Below are 15,571 nucleotides of genomic sequence, written 5' to 3'. Positions count from 1 at the left end.
CGCTAGTAGCAGCTAAGGTCAGCTAAAACCGGCTAAGAGCAGAGATGCTTTTAGCCGGTTTTTCGTTTTTGGCTGATTTTATCCGCACCAGGCTGTTTCTTCCTGCCTTTATCCGATTCTTACCCGCCCTTATTAACTCCTTCGCGGCAGGCACTTAATAGCTGTTCTGCAAAATCGTCCTCATTAACCGCTCTGGCAATCGCAACCCCACCAATCATTAGCACTGCTTTCTTAATCGCTTCGCTCTCATCGAGGGCTGGCTGGCCTTCATTTAGCTCATGGATATTATTGATAAAGCCTTTCAGTACGCGGGTATAGGTGGTACGGACCTGATCATCCCGTTGATGAATGTCGGTGGTTAAAAACGCTAATGGACAGCAGAACTCACCATTCCGATGTTTGTCGCTCAGGTAAGTTTCAATAATATCCGACAACTGAAAACCAGAGCGTTCAATGGTATGACTTTTAGCTAGGTGAGCAGCGCTCAATATCGCTTCGGCGTAGAGATCGCTCTTAGATTCAAAGTGATTGTAAAACGCCCCTCGGGTTAGACCGGCGTGTTTCATCACATCGTTAATCGCCACTTTATCAAAGCCATCTTTGGTAAAGAGTTCTGCAGCGCTATCAATAATCTTTTTACGACTCTGCTGCTTTTGTTCAGCCGTCCACCCCATAAAAACTACTCCTGTACTTGCTTATGCCGGAGTATGGCATAAGTTTAAAATATGTTCTTGAACATATTGTGTCGGTCAATAAAGTGGAGCTCAGGTAGTTAACCGAATGAGTTAACCGAATTAGATAACAGGAGTTTAAGCATGACTGCACCAATCCGAATTTATGGTCCATCTTTCAGTACATTTGTGCGCAGTGTGATGATGGCTTGCGAGCTAAAAGGACTGCCTTACGAGGTAACTACACAAGTGGATGGCGAAGCAGTGGGTTTTCATACCCCAGGCCATAAAGCGATCCACCCATATACCAAATTTCCAGTGCTTCTAACTGAGAAAGGGCCAATTCCAGAGACCGTTGCGATTCTGCATTACTTAGAAAATGAATACGGTGGCGCAAAACTTTATCCAACTGATCCATATGCTCAAGCTCAAGTTGAAGCGTGGAGTGGAATCAGCGGTATCTATGTCGATTTTGAAATCGTGCGTAAAGTATTGCTTGAGTTCATCTTCCCGAAAGGTGAAAACGGCACAGTACGCATGGATAAAGTAGAAGCAGCAGTGCCAGGTATCGAAAACGCACTATCCATCGTTGCTGATCAACTAGCTGATTATCCTTTTATCTGTGGTTACGAACTTACGGCTGCAGACCTAATCTTGATCCCGATTATCGATTACATCGAAGGCAATGAAGTAGGTAAGCCACTGGTAGCTAAGCACGAAAACGTACTGAACTATATCCAGACTATTCGTCAGCAGGATTTTGCGAAGGATGTTCTTAAATAGATTCAGGACGCTACGCTAGAGGACGCTGCTGCGCAGCTAGAGATCGGCTTCGCCTTTTAGGACGCTTCGCTAGAGAAAAATCTAAAGGGCAAATACAGAGTTTGATTAGAAAGTAGGGTGTAATGGGTTAACCGTTACGCCCTTTTTTATGGTTTGATTGAGATATTAGGTATGGTTGATGCTTGCCTTCAGTCTAGGGCTAAGTCAAAAATAGCTATAAAACAGATAGATGGATGTCTGGCATGGGTAGATATACGGAGCCTCGTATATAAAAATGTTATGCACTTGAGGATAGATAGTGTTTATTGAATACCAGAAAGAAAGGGACTGTTTGTTTTTCTTAGGTGCGGGAGCTTCCTATAGTGATGGAGTGCCTCTTCAGAAAGATATAGTTCCTGAGATACTCTCTCCTAAAGATGAAGAATTTGAAAATTCAGAGTTAAGGAAGATTGTGTGTGCCTTTATCACTAACAACTTTTCGTATTCAGAGGAAAGCAATACATATCCCTCATTGGAGACTATTTTCTCATACATAGATTACTTCATCGATAATGATGTTGCCTTATGTAAGGTCTACACTCTTGAAAAACTGAGGCTACTTAAAGAATCTCTGGTTAAACTAATTTATTTCATAACTTCGAAGTCAGCAAAATCCCCGCTTACAAAGCGGGAGAGAGAAGTAAAGGGCCGAGAGAATGACAGCGTTTACTCATTTTTGTGGGAGCGCGCAATTGAAACGAATAGAAATTTTTCAATAATAACTACAAATTACGATAATCAAATAGACGATGCTTTTGATAGGTGGTTATACCCAAGACACGGGTTAATTGATTATTGTATAGATTTTCTGAATTACACAAAAGAAGATGGACTAATAGGTTTTGACTGGTGGGTCAACCCCAGAGAGCCGATTCCCGATTGGGACAATTGTGATCCTCGACCAATAAAATTAATTAAGCTTCATGGAAGCCTAAACTGGAAATATTGTAATTGTTGCTCGCAGGCAGTTCTTACACCTTGGAATAAACATATAGATTTAGATACCGGCGAACTCCCTAGGTTTGATCCTTCATGGATGGGAGACATTGATAATGCTGAATTGTGCCCTAGAGATGGCTATCCTCTCTCAACTCTGATTGTTCCCCCAACACATAGTAAAATATTGAAGCATCCAGTTGTACAAAATCTCATATACGAAGCTCAACTAGAAATTAGATCAGCAAAGAAAATTGTCTTCATTGGGTATTCATTTCCAGATGCTGACATACATATAAAAGCATTCTTTGCAAAAAACTTAAGAAACGATGCGGAGCTAACAGTTGTGAATCCTTATTTGACAGAGGCAGCTAGGCAAGCTTATAGAGGCCTATCATCAAAGGTAGAGTTCATAGAGGATAGCTTTGAACAAGCTCTAGAAAGTGGTCTTATGGAAAGTGTAGTAGGTAAAAATGCATAACAAACAGCTGCAATCTGGCTCCTCAAACTGTCATGCTTTTTGTTCCAAAAAGCCCGCCTGCTTGCTACACAGTTGAGCTGGGCGTTAGCTGCCTCTATAAATCCCAACATCTAGGAAATATCATGAAAGAGATCACCAGAATAAATCATGTAGGCTTGAGAGTTCGGGATATGGAGGTTTCTCGTGAATTCTATGGGAAGCTTGGATTTGAATTTATTGTTGGTCCTGTGGGGCCAGAGCCTGTTGCCATTATTGAGCATCCATCGGGAATAAACATCAATCTTATTTTGAATGCCTCTAAAGAGGCACCTAAAAAGAATATGTTGATGGAAGCAGACCTTAAATACCCCGGCTATACACATATTGCCCTTGAAATAACCGATTACAATTCCGCAAAAAACAGCATTGAGGAGCTTGGTTTCCCGATTACTGGAGAAGTTGAATACGAGGGTGCTCAGTTTTTCTTTATTAGAGATCCTGATGACAATGTAATCGAGTTTCATCAACCAGCCAGTAGGGTGTAATAGCGGAGCGTATTACACAAATCCGTACGATCCATGCCGCAAAGGCTTTTCCTCTAGCCGCGTAGCGGCGTCCTCTAGCGAAGCGTCCTAAAAGGCGAAGCCGATCTCTAGCTGCGCAGCTGCGTCCTATTTCTTAAAAACCACCGTCCTATTGCCATTGAGAAATACCCGTTTCTCAATATGGTATTTCACCGCTCGAGAGAGTGTGATGCGTTCTATATCTCTTCCTTTAGCGATTAGATCTTCTGGATAGTAGGTATGGTCAACAGGTTCTATCCCTTGGGCAATGATAGGGCCTTCATCGAGATCTGCATTGATATAGTGTGCGGTAGCGCCCACCGTTTTCACGCCTTTCTCATAAGCCTGATGATAGGGCTTTGCGCCTTTAAAGCCGGGTAAGAGTGAGTGATGGATATTGATTGCCCAGCCTTCCAGTTTTTGACAGAGCTCATCAGAAAGCACTTGCATATATCGAGCTAATACAACGAGATCGGCGTTTGTCTCCTGAATTATTTTCCAGAGTTGCTGTTCTTGCTGCTGTTTACTTTCTGGCGTGATTGGAAGATGGTGATAAGGGATCTGATACCAGTCTGCTAGATCTTTCAGATCGGGGTGGTTAGAAATGATCGCGGGTATCTCGATGTTTAGCTGACCAATCTGTTTTTTGTAGAGCAGGTCATTGAGGCAGTGATCAAATTTAGACACCAGAATCACAACTCTGGGCTTGTAATCACTAGGCTGTAACTCCCATTGCATATCAAACTTTTCAGCTCTGAGAGAAAAGCGCTGGCTGAATGTACTCTTATCAAAGTGACTATTGGTTCTGAAGCATGCTCGGATAAAAAAACGCTGACTACTCTCGTCATCAAAGGAGTGGAGCTCTTCTATATAGTGTTCGTTTTCGTAGAGAAAACCCGTCACAGCATCAACCGTACCCAGTTCGCTGGGGCAGCTAGCCGTGAGTATCCATGAACTGCTAGTCATTTCAGTCTCCTTATCAGATATTTAATAAGTTTAGACGATCTTTTTTAGCTCCATAGATGGTAATGAGGCGTAAGGATAGAGATTGATTGGAAGTGCTAATCAGCTCCCTGATTCAGTAGCAGGAGCTGATTGGATCTTAGTTTTTTTCACAAAATTATTTCAGTAAAAACTTTCGCAAAATCTTATAAACAAAATCACGGTTTTTAAGAATAAAGGCGTTTTTAGGTAACCAAGGACTTGAGTGAAGTACTGTTTTCGCTTTCGAAAAAGTTTGGAAGCCTTCGTAACCGTGATAGTGACCCATACCTGAATTACCTACACCACCAAAGGGAGCATCATCTGCAGCTGCGTGCAAAGCAGTGTCATTAATCGATACGCCACCGCTATGGGTGTTGTTTAACAGGTAATCAATTAAAGCGTTATCCTTCGACATGATATACAACGCAAGTGGCCTTGGGCGCTCATTGATATAACGTGTTACCTCTTCGATTTTGTTGTAGGTCATGACTGGTAGGATCGACCCAAAAATTTCCTCTTTTAGAATACTCATATCCTCAGATACTTGAGTCACTAGGTGAGGGTAGACACGTCGTCCTGCATCACTCTCTATTGCTTTGACTGGGTGAAGCTTGCCACCTTTACTTTTGGTGTCCTCAATAAACGCCATTAAACGATCATATTGTCTTTCGCTAACGATATGAGTTTGGGTGTTCTGGTTATCACCGTTCAAGTGATACTGGGTGTATCGCTCAATAAAGGTAGAGATAAATTCGTTTTCTCTCGCTTCAGGAACAAAAATATAATCTGGAGCTACGCAGATCTGCCCAGAGTTGACTGATTTACCTAAGATCACCGCATCAACGGCAATATCCATACTGATCTGGTCATCAATGATGGTTGGAGATTTTCCACCCAGCTCTAGCGTAATCGGGGTTAAATTATCAGCAGCCGATTTAGCGACAAGTTTGCCTACCGCAGATGAGCCTGTAAAAATCAGATGATCAAATGGCAATGCTGAGAACGCTGCACCTACATCGGCTTCGCCTTCAATAATCTGAATATACTCGGAAAGCTCTTTAACGATCTCGCGTAGCACTTGATTGGCATTAGGCGTGAACTCGCTCATTTTGATCATCACTCTATTACCTGCAGCCAAAGCTTGAATTGCAGGCCCGAGTGCAAGGAATACCGGGAAGTTCCAAGGTGTAATAACACCGACCACACCTAAAGGTTGGTAGTGGACTTTCACCGATGAAGGGAAATGCATCAAACCGGCATGACGTTTAGAAGGTTTCATCCATTTCTTTAGATTTTTTAGCGCGTAGTTAATGCCCGCGACGCTAGGAAGTACATCGGCAATAAGCGTGTCGAACTCACTGCGATAACCGTAATCTTTTTTCAAAGCATCATAGATCGCTTGCTCATGTTTAATGACAGAGGCCTTAAGGGTTTTAAGGACAGTTACGCGTCCAGCATAAGAGGGTGCTGGTTGCGCATTGTATGCGCCACGCATCGTCTGAAAGGTGATCTGTAAATTATCTGGCGAGATGTGGTTCAAATTAGTCATCTTATTACCCTGGCTAAAGTCATTTAATCGCTTTCCATGCCTCTCATTGCTCAAGCTTTACCGGACTTCTAAGGATTCACATACCTTGCTGTATCAGAGGAATCGCTCACACACTTGAAAACATATCGATAGATTAGTCGCTAGCTAGGTATTAAGGAATTTACAAAAACTACTAAGGGTAATAAAAATAATGAATAATAATTTTATTTCAGAGAGTTACGGGTAGCTCTTATTACAGAACGGGGTTATGTATCTGAATATTGTTCCAGAATCTGAATGAATTTCTTAACCGCAGGTGCATATTCAGTTTCTTGACGTGTAATGCAGTAGGATTGCCAAGGTATCTCTTCAGCAATATCTAATTGCACTAATTCCCCGGAATCTAACTCTTTAGTAAATAGCTCTCTCGGGCCACCGGTGAAGTAATCGGAAGTCATAACGATCGATTTAGCGATCTGGTAATTATCACATGTGATTTTAAACGGTAGGTAAACATCGTTTTCTTGTAAAAACTCTGACATGGACTTGTTTACGCTAGGACCTATACCCGGGAAATTATTAAGCTCATCGGTAGGGAGGGTCCCTTTGCTTTCAGTTAATGGGTGGCCGGCTCTAACTACAAAGACAATGCGTGCACTTTGAACCTTTCTGATGACTAATTCGGAAGCGCGCTCTTGAGGTAGTGCAGGGCCAATACCTATATCAATCTCACCGTTAAGCACTAAGCTCGGTATCTTCTGTGGTAGATCCACCTTAAATGAGATCTCTATATTGTTGGACTCTTCGACAAAGTCCATCAGAACTTTTGGGAAAAGTAGTTGCTCAACAATAGGGCTCACCCCGATCTTTAATGTCCCACCTTCAAGGTTGGATAGAAGCTCAACATGACGACATAAAGTATCCAGCTTTGCACGAAGCTGCTCACCACTCTCAATCAAGTAATTGGCAATCGCTGTTGGGTTCATTCCTGTACTTTGTCTATGGAACAGCTCAACTTTTAATACTTTTTCTAAACGTGCAATCTTCTTGCTCAAGGTCGGCTGAGACATATGCAGCTTTTCCGCAGCTTTGCTAATACTCCCTTCCTCAGCAACGGTTTTGAGAAGGATGATATCCGAGACATCGAGCATAAGAGGTACTCATTTGTTTATGTGTATCTGAAGAATATATTCCTTTTTTTAATAGCAAGGAACGATTAAAGAAGGACGCTTCGCTAGAGGGCGCTGCTGCGCAGCTAGAGATCGGCTTCGCCTTTTAGGACGCTCCGCTAGAGGAAAAGACTCAGGGCATAAGATAAGTTGTCATGTTTGATGCTTGCTTTAAACTAAGTGCGGCGTTCAAAGTCTTTATATATGTTGTTGGAAATTAGTTAACTAGGCGGCCAATTAGCTGTCTTATACGAGCTCGCAAATGAATAAATATTTAGCATCTTCAGAATTTATTGATTGGGAACATACTGATGTTTTCACTCAGGCGAAAGACCTTGCTGGTGGTTCCCCTGATCCAGAAGAGATTGCTAGTCGATGTTTTGAATTTGTGCGTGATGAAATAAGGCATAGCCAGGATAACGAGCTAAACCCTGTAACTTGCAAGGCATCAGATGTTCTAAAACATCGTACAGGCTATTGCTACGCTAAAAGCCACCTGTTGGCTGCGCTGTTACGGGCTAATAACATTCCTGCTGGCTTATGTTATCAACGTCTGACAATTACAGATGTCCCTCCTTTTTGTCTTCATGGTCTTAACGCCATATATCTAGAGAGGTATGGCTGGTATCGCGCGGACGCTAGGGGAAACAAAGAGGGCGTTTCGGCTAAATTCTGTCCGCCGATCGAGAAATTAGCTTTTCCGATAGTGACGGAAGGGGAAGCAGATTTACCTGAAATTTGGGCTGAGCCTTTGTCGGTTGTGATAGAGGTGCTTACCAACAGCAAAACCTATCAGGAAGTGGCGGATAATTTTCCTGATATCGAACTTGTAAGCAAGTAGGGTGTAATAGCGGAGCGTATTACACAAATACATAATTCTAACGGTGCAATACGTTTCGCTATTGCACCCTACGATTTGCGCCTCAAAGCTTTTTTCTAGTCACTAACAACTAGCAGCTTTCCCCTACAGCTGCGCAGCAGCGTCCTGCTCTTAAACCTTAAACTTCCCAAGTTCAGCATCTTGCTTACGCGTCAGGTCAGTCATTTGATGGCAGTTGGCTTCCTGTTCTTTTGCGTTGTTAGCCACCGATTGGCTGAGGTCGCGGATATTAGTGGTGTTACGGTTGATCTCTTCTGATGTAGCACTTTGTTGTTCTGCCGCGGTGGCAATCTGCACTGTCATCTGGTTAATTTCTTGGATGTTGTCGCGGATAGTATTCAAAACATTATTCGCTTCGCTGGCAACGTCTTGGGTTTGTGCTGCTAGTTCACGGCTTTGTGTGATGGTTGTTTCAGCGTTTCTTACACCAGACTGGAGCTGCTGAATCATATCTTTGATCTCTTCAGTCGATTGCTGAGTTCTGGAGGCGAGAGCACGGACTTCGTCGGCTACTACGGCAAAGCCTCGGCCTTTATCACCAGCACGGGCTGCCTCAATCGCGGCGTTAAGGGCAAGTAGGTTGGTTTGGTCTGCTATCTCAGTGATCACGGTGAGTATGGATTCGATATTGTTACTGTAACCGGCTAGCTCGTTGACGGTATTCACAATGTTTTCCATATCTCCCGCTAAGTGGCTAATCGATGCTGTCGTTTTTGACACGACCGCCACACCATCACTGGCTGCTGAGTCCGCGCGTTGTGCAGAATCTGCAGCATGCTGTGCATTAGTTGCTACGTCTTGAGCAGTGGCGGACATTTGGTGCATTGCTGTGGCTAATTGATCGAGCTCGTATAGTTGTTTTTCAAGCTCATTAGCTGCTGTAGAAGCTGAATTGAAGGTGTGGTCACTATTCGAGCGTACATCTGAGGAGATCTGTTTTACCCGAATGATTAGATCCTGAAGGTAGCCAATAAACTGGTTGAAGTCCGTAGATACTTGGCCAAACTCATCTTGAGTTTTAACTTCTAGGCGCTTGGTCAGATCGCCTTCGCCACTGTTTATCTCGACTAATGAGCTACGAAGGTTTTCTAGAGGAAGTAGCTGCTTAGATACGGTCACATATAAAGCACCGCTGCAGATAAGAGCGCTGATAATCGTTGCAATGAGAGCAGTGATACCTATTTGATTAGCATCGGCCATTACAAGGCCTTTATCTAAAACTACACCTATTAGCCATTGGCTACCTTGAAGATCTTCTAGCCTACTAAAAGAGACAAATACGGTATCGCCGTTAACGGATGATTCGGCTAGCTCACGGTTAAAGCTAGGTGCAGTGCCATCGAATAACTCATTGATGGATTTACCATTCATATCTGCGTTGGGATGGCTGATTATGTTGCCGTTTGAGTTGAGCAGGAATGCGTAACCGGTGTTGTTGAAGTTAAGGGTGTTCAGAGCATCGGATACGGTCTTTAAGCTTAGATCGCCACCAAATGCGCCTTTGAATTGACGGTTATCGTAGAAGTTAGCTACGGCTGAGATAAGGATTTCGCCACTGGCAGCATCGGCATAAGGGTCGGTTAATACCGCTCTGTCATTTTGTTTTGCATAAGGGTACCAAGGGCGTTTTCGTGCATCCCAACCTGTTGGGTTCCATTCTGGGTCATTGGTTATCTTTTTACCGTCGGTATCTAGGCCACCAAAAATCAAAATAAACTCTTTTTTAAGGATTGGATTATCGAAGGTGGACTGTATGGTTTCTTGAGAAAAGTCTGCGTTGATGCTCTCCGCCATCATATCGATCAGTTTTAATTTGGCGTTGAGCCAGTTGGTTATCTGATAGCTCAGGACCAAGGTGGCTTCTTGGGTACTTTGCTCTGTTTTCTCATACAGAGCATCTCTGACGCTGCTGTATTGAATCCATGAATAGATAGCAAAGGTTAGGACAACAACAGTGGAAGCGAGTAGGGCAACCTTGTGTGAAACTTTCATACAGTTAACCTCAAAGACGAGACTTCAAGTTTATGACCAGTTTAAGAATAGCTAGGCAGGGCAATTTCCCTGCGTTGATAACTAGTTATTCTAGACCAGATATTTGGAAGGCAATTTCGGATTATGAAATTGTTGAGTGTTTATCGAGGAGAATATGCAAAGTACCTGAGTTAAACGCTTGGTTTTTGTGGTAGTATCTTCGCCCAAGATCTGCTGTTGTGCAGATAAATTGTTGTCGCCTCAGTCAAATTGGCTGGGGCTTTATATTTTGCGTTGGGTTTACGTCCCAATTAGCGGAGCTTGTATGTCTGATTTACCCCAAAATACAGAAGAGCAGACGGTTGTTTGTGCTCTTTATAAATTCGTTACACTGGAAAACTTTGAAGCATTAAGAGAACCATTGTCCGATTGCATGCAAAAGGTAGGCGTGCGCGGAACTTTATTGCTAGCTAATGAAGGTATCAACGGCACGATCGCGGGAAGCCGCGAAGGTATTGATACAGTGCTAGCGTGGTTGCAGCAAGATGACCGCCTGAATCCTATCGAATACAAAGAGTCGTTCGATACCAGCAATCCTTTTATGCGTACCAAAGTTAAATTGAAAAAAGAGATTGTGACTATGGGTGTTGAAGGTATCGACCCTAAAAAAGTGGTGGGTACCTACGTAAAACCAAAAGATTGGAATGCGCTAATTTCTGATCCTGATGTGGTTTTGGTCGATACGCGTAATGACTACGAAGTGGCGATCGGTACATTTGAAAATGCGATTGACCCAGAGACTAAGACATTCCGTGAATTCCCTCAGTACGTTGCTGAAAATCTTGATCCAGAGAAGAACAAGAAAGTGGCCATGTTCTGCACTGGCGGTATTCGTTGTGAAAAATCGACAGCCTATTTGAAAGAGCAGGGTTTTGATGAGGTTTATCACCTAGAAGGCGGTATTCTGAAGTACCTTGAAGAGGTAGATGAAGAAGATTCGATGTGGAAAGGTGATTGCTTTGTCTTTGATAGCCGCGTTTCTGTAAAACATGGCTTGGAAGTAGGTGACTACGATCAATGTCACGCGTGCCGTATGCCAATTACAGAAGAGGAAAAGCAACTCGCTTCGTACGAGAAGGGTGTGAGCTGTGTGCACTGTATCGAAAAGATGAGTGATTCACAAAAGCAGCGTTTCCGTGAACGTGAACATCAAGTACAGCTAGCGAAGGAGCGTGGTGAATCTCACCTAGGTTCTGATGTGCAAGATGCTGTTCAAGCGCATCGTGATGCCAAAGCCGCTTATCGCGCAGCGCAAAAAGAGCGTTCTAAAGGCTAATCAGCCTTGATCAAAACAAAAAAAACCATGCCAAGGCATGGTTTTTTTATATCTATCTGAAATTGCTTATTTGCAGCAAGATTCAGAAATGATCTCAATCTTGTCTTCTTTTACAGCGTGGAAGAAACAGTTAGAACGTTCTGTATGGCAAGCCGGACCCGACTGATTCACTAGGCATAAAAGCGTATCGCCATCACAATCGATACGCATCTCAACTAGCTTTTGTACGTGGCCTGAGCTTTCGCCTTTACGCCAGTAGCTTTGGCGTGAACGAGACCAATAACACACTTGGCCAGTTTTTAGTGTTTCTTCAATGGAAAGGCGGTTCATCCACGCCATCATTAACACTTCGCCAGTCTCTGCTTGCTGAGCAATCGCGGGGATCAGACCGTCTTCGTTATAGCGAAGGTTATCAAGTGCCGCGCTTAGATCTGTTTGGCTGCCTTTATCGCCAGACTCTAAGTCGTAGTAAAAACTGTTTTTCATTGTTGCTTCTCTGCTACAAGTAAAATCTGCGGGCATCATAACACAAGGAATTGAAAGGGGCGGGACAATTAAATTGAATCATTGTCCTCTTTTGTGCTCAAACCAGTAACTGGAATTTTGAGACTGCACTATGTTTTCACGGACAAGCCTTTTAGCCTTCCTTATCGCAATACTCGTCACCTTGGTTTGTTTTAAGTCGTGTTCGGTGTTTGCTGAGCATAATGGGTTTGATCTTTCCGATAGTCTAATCCCAGCCGAAAAAATCCTTCCAGGCGGGCCAGCGCGTGATGGCATTCCTTCTATTGATAGGCCTGAATTTATAGCGGCGAAGCAAGCGGGCGGTTGGCATGATGATCAACAAGTGTTGAGCCTAACCTTGGCCGGTATTACCCGTGCATATCCTATTAATATCTTAAACTGGCATGAGATCGTGAATGATAATTTTGGCGGTCAGCCTGTTGTGATCAGTTATTGTCCTCTATGCGGAACAGGCATGGCGTTTTCTGCTGATATGAATGGTGAGGCGCTGACCTTTGGTGTCTCTGGCTTGTTATATAACAGTGATGTTCTGCTCTACGATCGTCAGTCAGATTCTCTCTGGTCACAGTTAAAAAGTCAGGCCGTGACCGGGAAATTCAAAGGTCAAAAACTCATTCAATTACCATTGAATCAGATGACCTGGAAAGAGTGGAAAGCTCGTTACCCCGATGGTGAAGTGCTCAGTCGTAATACTGGATATTCAAGGGACTATTCTCAAAGTCCTTATGGCAGTTATGACGAAAGCCCTGTGCTGTATTTTCCTGTGGAGTTCCGAAGCCAAGCTTACCATCCCAAAGAAAGAGTTTTGGGTGTGGAGGTGGATGGAACATTTAAGGCGTATCCCTTTGCTGAACTATCCAAAACATCAAATAATGAGCTGCTAGACGATTTTAATGGCCGGCAGTTTAAACTGCAGTTTAATGCATCGTCTCGTACGGGGGAGGTTGTCGATACTGAAACAGGTAAACCTTATCCGGCAGTCAACTCGTTTTGGTTTGCTTGGTATACCTTCCATCCCGACACAGATGTTTATAAAGCTCAGTGATTTAGCTGATAAACTATTTATTAAAAGTCTCTAGATAAAGCCCCAAAATGGTATTTGAACCTACAGTCAAAAGGTCGTTAGACTGTAGGGGAGTTAGATTTAGTTAGTAAAAGATGGATTCGAATCACCGATGACGAACGCTTTAGGCATATCTGAAAAACAGAATACGTTGTTGCCTTTTATTATTGCTGGGCCTTTGTTGCGCAAAGTTACGCCTGACCAAGTTGCTTTGTGGCTGGTTACCTCTGAGCCCTTAAAAGGCTCTTTCCATTTTTATCAGGAGCAGGAGCTTGTTGCTCAGGTAGATTGTGCTTCGATTAACCAATCTATTCAGGTGGGTAAATCTGCTTTTATCAATTTAATTGAGTATCGGCCGGAGCACTCCCTCTCCACTGATACTTGGTTTTCTTATGATCTTGAGTGTGAAGTTCGGGGTGAAATTCAGAATTTAAAAAGCCTCTTGCCCCACCTGGTTTATCCAGGTGAAGACCGCCCCAAGTTTGCCCTAAAAACTCAGCTGGATCAGGTGCTGCATGGTTCTTGCCGTAAACCTCACTATGCATCCGAAGATGCGCTGCTACGCGTCGATCAAGTATTAGAAAGTTCAATAGACGATATTGAATCTCGCCCTGCGCTTTTGATGATGTCGGGTGATCAGATCTATGCGGACGATGTCGCTGGGCCAATGCTATCGGCCATACATCAGACGATAGATCTACTCGGTTTAGCGCCTGAGTTGATAGAGGGAGCTACGGTAAGGAACAGCGCCGAACTGTATAAAAGTGAGCATTGTTATTACGAACGTGAAGAGTTGCTACCGCAAACACCTGCAGGGCAAGATTTGGCCGATCGCTTTTTTGCCGGAGCAGAGAAACCGATATTTACTGCGGATACGGCACACAATCATCTGATTACATTGGCTGAGATGTTGGCGATGTATTTCTTGGTCTGGTCACCACAGCTTTGGCGTCATATCTCACTAAACGCAGGCGAAGTTTCAGATAAATATATCGATCGATACTTAGATGAACAGAGAGAGATTGATCTATTGGTTAACGGTTTACCTGACGTTCAGCGTGCTTTAGCTCAAATTCCTGTTTATATGATTTTTGATGATCATGATATTACCGATGATTGGAACCTAACCCGAGGTTGGGAAGAAGCGGCTTATAGTCATCCGTTTTCCAGAAGCATTATCGGTAATGCGCTAATCGGTTATTGGCTTTGTCAGGGCTGGGGGAATGCCCCTGATCAATTCCCGCAGCAATGGACGCAGCTGGTTCAGCAAGATGCGATTGCAGACGGTGGGGAAGTTAGGAATGATCTGATTACTCAGGTGCTTGAGTTTGAAGCCTGGAGTTACTGTCTTAACACGTCACCCAAACTGGTGGTTTTGGACACCCGCACTCGCCGCTGGTGGTCGGAAAGTAGTGGGGCTAAACCTTCAGGATTAATGGATTGGGAGGCGTTGTCTGAACTGCAGCAAGAGCTTATTGGTGAAGACGCAGTGCTTTTGGTTTCTCCCGCACCGATTTTTGGTATGAAACTCATCGAGACAGTTCAGCGGATCTTTACCTACTTTGGCCATGCGCTGATGGTGGATGCTGAAAACTGGATGGCTCATGCAGGTTCTGCCAATGTGATTCTCAATATCTTCCGTCATCCTAAGACACCGCAGAATTTTGTGATTTTGTCGGGTGATGTGCATTACTCCTTTGCTTATGACATCAAGATTCGTTTCCGGAAAAACAGTCCAGATATTTGGCAAATCACCTGCAGTGGTTTAAAGAATGAGTTCCCACATGCTTTGTTGAATCTCTTTGATAAAATGAACCGATGGCTTTATGGCAGTCGTTCACCGCTTAACTGGTTTACCAAACGTAGACGGATGCAGATTCGCTCTCGCATCCCTGAAGGTATGCCGGCTAAAAGGGTATTTAATGGTAGTGGCGTCGGACTAGTTAAGCTAAATCAGGTTGGTGAGCCTACTGAAGTGAGCGTGCTCAAGGCTCAAGGTGGTGATATAAGTTTCCCTTACAGAAAGCCTAAGTCTCGCTCTTAACGATAACAGGAGCAATGCATGATAGATTGCTCCTGTTAACTATTTATCTATTCTCCATCTGCGCTTTTTTCCATCCTTGTTGCAATCGCAATTCTATTCCATGCGTTGATTGCAGTGATTTGCATGATGATTTCCACAAAACCTTTCTCACCAAATTGCTCTAGTCCTTGCTGGTAAGTTTGATCGCTTAGGTCTTGTGGATTGGTTAAAGTAATCTCTTCGGTAAGGGCAAGAGCAATTCTTTCCTCTTCGTTAAATAGCTTCGATTTTCTCCACGCAGATAGCGCATAAATACGTTGTTCTGATTCGCCTTTTGCTCGTGCCTGGCTTGTATGCATATCGATGCAGAATGCACATTCGTTTAGCATGGATGCCCGTATTTTGATCAATCCTTTCAACTTATAACCGATGCTTATATCTGAGAGGTAATTCTCCATCTGTAACATAGTGTTAAATGCTGAGGTGTGTGACTTAACAAAGTCTATTCTCTGTAGCATGTTTCAATCCTAATCAATAACGTTGAATGATTTGATTATTTTGGCGCTAAGCAAGAATGTTTAGAATCTGTTATAAAAGCGGAACAATTTTGCGTATTTTGCAAAAGTTAAGGCTAGATAAT

Annotated in this window: 14 protein-coding genes; 7 read left to right on the top strand and 7 right to left on the bottom strand. The window is 43.4% G+C overall.

The window, feature by feature from the left end; genetic code table 11:
- Positions 1-119 precede the first annotated feature (119 nt).
- Positions 120-674 carry a TetR/AcrR family transcriptional regulator gene (locus tag ACMXYU_RS09520; protein WP_415881513.1) on the bottom strand — a complete coding sequence of 185 codons (555 nt, stop codon included), beginning with the start codon at positions 672-674 and terminating at the stop codon, positions 120-122.
- Between the two features lie 141 nt (positions 675-815).
- Here ACMXYU_RS09520 and ACMXYU_RS09515 point away from each other — a divergent pair, with 141 nt between their 5' ends.
- From ACMXYU_RS09515 to ACMXYU_RS09505, 3 genes are all read left to right on the top strand, one after another.
- Positions 816-1,454 carry a glutathione S-transferase family protein gene (locus ACMXYU_RS09515; protein ID WP_415898463.1) on the top strand — a complete coding sequence of 213 codons (639 nt, stop codon included), beginning with the start codon at positions 816-818 and terminating at the stop codon, positions 1,452-1,454.
- 298 nt (positions 1,455-1,752) lie between these two features.
- The gene (locus ACMXYU_RS09510; protein ID WP_415898462.1) at positions 1,753-2,910 is read left to right on the top strand and encodes an SIR2 family protein; all 1,158 of its coding nucleotides are present in this window, start codon (positions 1,753-1,755) and stop codon (positions 2,908-2,910) included.
- A gap of 122 nt (positions 2,911-3,032) precedes the next feature.
- Positions 3,033-3,434, top strand: coding sequence for a VOC family protein (locus ACMXYU_RS09505; protein WP_415898461.1), 402 nt, complete (start codon positions 3,033-3,035; stop codon positions 3,432-3,434).
- Between the two features lie 126 nt (positions 3,435-3,560).
- Here the strand turns inward: ACMXYU_RS09505 and purU are convergent, their stop codons facing one another.
- The 3 genes from purU to ACMXYU_RS09490 form a co-directional block, all read right to left on the bottom strand.
- Positions 3,561-4,418, bottom strand: a complete 858-nt coding sequence (gene purU, locus ACMXYU_RS09500) for a formyltetrahydrofolate deformylase (protein WP_415898460.1) — start codon at positions 4,416-4,418, stop codon at positions 3,561-3,563.
- Positions 4,419-4,572: 154 nt separating this feature from the next.
- Entirely contained in the window at positions 4,573-5,985 is a 1,413-nt protein-coding gene (locus ACMXYU_RS09495; protein ID WP_415898459.1) for a coniferyl aldehyde dehydrogenase, read from the bottom strand.
- 245 nt (positions 5,986-6,230) lie between these two features.
- The gene (locus ACMXYU_RS09490; RefSeq protein WP_415898458.1) at positions 6,231-7,115 is read right to left on the bottom strand and encodes a LysR family transcriptional regulator; all 885 of its coding nucleotides are present in this window, start codon (positions 7,113-7,115) and stop codon (positions 6,231-6,233) included.
- Positions 7,116-7,395: 280 nt separating this feature from the next.
- Here ACMXYU_RS09490 and ACMXYU_RS09485 point away from each other — a divergent pair, with 280 nt between their 5' ends.
- The gene (locus tag ACMXYU_RS09485; protein WP_415898457.1) at positions 7,396-7,974 is read left to right on the top strand and encodes a transglutaminase-like domain-containing protein; all 579 of its coding nucleotides are present in this window, start codon (positions 7,396-7,398) and stop codon (positions 7,972-7,974) included.
- A 150-nt stretch (positions 7,975-8,124) separates the two neighbouring features.
- On the opposite strand, the gene ACMXYU_RS09480 is transcribed toward ACMXYU_RS09485, so the two are convergent.
- Positions 8,125-10,005 carry a methyl-accepting chemotaxis protein gene (locus ACMXYU_RS09480; protein WP_415898456.1) on the bottom strand — a complete coding sequence of 627 codons (1,881 nt, stop codon included), beginning with the start codon at positions 10,003-10,005 and terminating at the stop codon, positions 8,125-8,127.
- Between the two features lie 304 nt (positions 10,006-10,309).
- On the opposite strand from ACMXYU_RS09480, the gene ACMXYU_RS09475 reads away from it, so the two are divergent.
- Positions 10,310-11,320 (top strand): rhodanese-related sulfurtransferase, encoded by a 1,011-nt coding sequence (locus tag ACMXYU_RS09475; protein ID WP_415898455.1) that lies wholly within the window; start codon positions 10,310-10,312, stop codon positions 11,318-11,320.
- 66 nt (positions 11,321-11,386) lie between these two features.
- Here ACMXYU_RS09475 and hisI read toward each other — a convergent pair whose 3' ends face one another.
- Positions 11,387-11,806, bottom strand: coding sequence for a phosphoribosyl-AMP cyclohydrolase (gene hisI / locus ACMXYU_RS09470; RefSeq protein ID WP_415898454.1), 420 nt, complete (start codon positions 11,804-11,806; stop codon positions 11,387-11,389).
- 205 nt (positions 11,807-12,011) lie between these two features.
- On the opposite strand from hisI, the gene ACMXYU_RS09465 reads away from it, so the two are divergent.
- A complete protein-coding gene (locus tag ACMXYU_RS09465; RefSeq protein WP_415898453.1) occupies positions 12,012-12,890 on the top strand; it encodes a DUF3179 domain-containing protein in 879 nt (292 codons plus the stop codon).
- Positions 12,891-13,020: 130 nt separating this feature from the next.
- Positions 13,021-14,952, top strand: coding sequence for an alkaline phosphatase D family protein (locus ACMXYU_RS09460; protein WP_415898452.1), 1,932 nt, complete (start codon positions 13,021-13,023; stop codon positions 14,950-14,952).
- Between the two features lie 47 nt (positions 14,953-14,999).
- On the opposite strand, the gene ACMXYU_RS09455 is transcribed toward ACMXYU_RS09460, so the two are convergent.
- Positions 15,000-15,449: a carboxymuconolactone decarboxylase family protein gene (locus tag ACMXYU_RS09455; RefSeq protein ID WP_415898451.1), complete on the bottom strand. Its 450-nt coding sequence runs from the start codon at positions 15,447-15,449 to the stop codon at positions 15,000-15,002.
- Positions 15,450-15,571 lie beyond the last annotated feature (122 nt).

It is taken from the genome of Neptuniibacter sp. QD48_11 (assembly GCF_047778095.1).
Taxonomy (GTDB): domain Bacteria; phylum Pseudomonadota; class Gammaproteobacteria; order Pseudomonadales; family Balneatricaceae; genus Neptuniibacter.
Note: the sequence above shows the minus strand (reverse complement) of the source record. Positions and strands in the feature narration are given on the sequence as shown.

Coding starts and splice junctions, on each gene's coding strand:
- ACMXYU_RS09475 (WP_415898455.1), top strand. CDS start 10,310: ATGTCTGATTTACCCCAAAATACAGAAGAGCAGACGGTTGTTTGTGCT.
- ACMXYU_RS09490 (WP_415898458.1), bottom strand. CDS start 7,115: ATGCTCGATGTCTCGGATATCATCCTTCTCAAAACCGTTGCTGAGGAA.
- hisI (WP_415898454.1), bottom strand. CDS start 11,806: ATGAAAAACAGTTTTTACTACGACTTAGAGTCTGGCGATAAAGGCAGC.
- ACMXYU_RS09505 (WP_415898461.1), top strand. CDS start 3,033: ATGAAAGAGATCACCAGAATAAATCATGTAGGCTTGAGAGTTCGGGAT.
- ACMXYU_RS09495 (WP_415898459.1), bottom strand. CDS start 5,985: ATGACTAATTTGAACCACATCTCGCCAGATAATTTACAGATCACCTTT.
- ACMXYU_RS09460 (WP_415898452.1), top strand. CDS start 13,021: ATGACGAACGCTTTAGGCATATCTGAAAAACAGAATACGTTGTTGCCT.
- ACMXYU_RS09515 (WP_415898463.1), top strand. CDS start 816: ATGACTGCACCAATCCGAATTTATGGTCCATCTTTCAGTACATTTGTG.
- ACMXYU_RS09520 (WP_415881513.1), bottom strand. CDS start 674: ATGGGGTGGACGGCTGAACAAAAGCAGCAGAGTCGTAAAAAGATTATT.
- ACMXYU_RS09455 (WP_415898451.1), bottom strand. CDS start 15,449: ATGCTACAGAGAATAGACTTTGTTAAGTCACACACCTCAGCATTTAAC.
- ACMXYU_RS09485 (WP_415898457.1), top strand. CDS start 7,396: ATGAATAAATATTTAGCATCTTCAGAATTTATTGATTGGGAACATACT.
- purU (WP_415898460.1), bottom strand. CDS start 4,418: ATGACTAGCAGTTCATGGATACTCACGGCTAGCTGCCCCAGCGAACTG.
- ACMXYU_RS09480 (WP_415898456.1), bottom strand. CDS start 10,005: ATGAAAGTTTCACACAAGGTTGCCCTACTCGCTTCCACTGTTGTTGTC.